At 67.7% G+C, this 1,519-nt stretch carries 1 protein-coding gene; it reads right to left on the bottom strand.

The window, feature by feature from the left end:
- Nucleotides 1-12: 12 nt before the first annotated feature.
- Complete coding sequence (locus QMK24_RS41225; RefSeq protein ID WP_283472046.1) at nucleotides 13-1,362, bottom strand: ISL3 family transposase; 1,350 nt, start codon at nucleotides 1,360-1,362, stop codon at nucleotides 13-15.
- Nucleotides 1,363-1,519 lie beyond the last annotated feature (157 nt).

The following is a 1,519-nucleotide window of genomic DNA, read 5'->3' as shown; positions in this document are numbered from 1 at the left end:
GGGTCTTCGAATTTATCCGGGCAACGCCTGTCGTCGGCTGCGTCGAGTGGTTGCGCAGCGTGAGCGGAGGCGTTGGTTCTCTCGGTTGCGGAAGCCGAAGGCGTTGCGGGCTTCGAGCTTGATGAGGCGGTTGTTTCCCTCGCTGGCGGCGTTGGTGATGCCGGTGCGGATGTACGCCTCGATGCCGTGCCACCACTGGTCGACTGTCTCGGCCAGGGTGAGGAGTTCGGGCAGGTGGGGGCGGTCGGCGCAGAAGTTCTGGAAGCGGTAGCGGGCGGCGGAGATCGCGGTGCGGTCGGGGGTGATGTGGGTGTGTTTGAAGGTCAGCCGGAGCAGATCGCGCAGGAGTTCCTTGGCCTGCCATGCCTGGTGGATCTGCCGGCCGTAGGTGCCCATCTGGGTCAACTCGCCCTTCAGGGCGGTGAGTTGTTCGGGGGTGAGGTCTTCCTTGTTGCGGCGCAAGAGTTTGCGGACGGTGTAGATGGCGTCGCCCTTGCGGGCCCGGCGGCCGTGCTGTTTCCAGGTGAGGCGGCGGCGCAGGTCGGCGAGGTGGCGCTGGGCGAGTTGGACGATATGGAAGCAGTCGACCACCACGGTGGCGTCGGGCAGGGCTTGGCGGACAGCGGCGCGGAAGGTGGAGCACAAGTCGATCGCCACGTACTTGACCTGGGCTTTCCAGTGCTCGGGCTGTGCGGTGAGCCAGGCGGCGACGCTGGCGCTGTTGCGGCCCTCGACCTGGCCGAACAGGCCGTGTCCGCCGATGGCGTCGACGAAGCCGATGTGCCAGGCGTCCGCGATCAGTTCCCACTTCCCGGTCGTGGGGTTGTGCTTCCAGACCGGTTTGCCGCGCCGGGTCTCGTCGATACCGATCGCCTCGGTCGGTGCGGGGTGTTCGTCCAGAGCCTGGGTGGCGTAGGTGATCAGGGCGCGGTGCACGATGGGCCAGGACAGGCCGAGGTCGCGGCCGGCCTGGACGACGGTGCGGCCGCCGTCGGCCACCGCTTTCCCGGCCTCGTGGCGCAGGGGCTGGGTGATCCGCATCCGGGCCGGCATCTGGGGAGTCTGCTCGGTGAACGAGGCGCGCGGGCACCGCGATTCACTGCACCGCCAGCGCGTTTTGTGCCAGCGGATCACTGTCGGGCGGCCCCCGCACGGCAGGTGCCGCGGACCGGTGGCGACCCGTTCCTTGCGTGCGGAGGAGAAGACACCACACGTCGGGCAGGCCCGGGCGCTCTCGTCGGTGGTGACCACGTGCACCACCGTGCCCCCAATCCCGTCGTCCTCGACATGGATCACACCCACCCCCTCCACCCCCAGCAGGCGTGTGGCCGCCGTGTTGATATCGGTATCGTTGCTGTTCAAGCCCGTAGGTGTCCGTCGTCAGGTTGCGTAGAGAACAACCATGATCACGAACGCCTGCGGGCCCCTTGCGTCCAGGGCACCGGAACCACCACGCCGTCACGCAACGTCACAACCGTGCGTGCCGCCTACGCGATTGCCCGGTTAAATTCGAAGACCC

The organism is Streptomyces sp. PH10-H1 (assembly GCF_030063355.1).
Classification (GTDB): domain Bacteria; phylum Actinomycetota; class Actinomycetes; order Streptomycetales; family Streptomycetaceae; genus Actinacidiphila.
The sequence above is the reverse complement of the archived record's forward strand: the minus strand, read 5'-3'. Positions and strand labels throughout refer to the sequence as shown.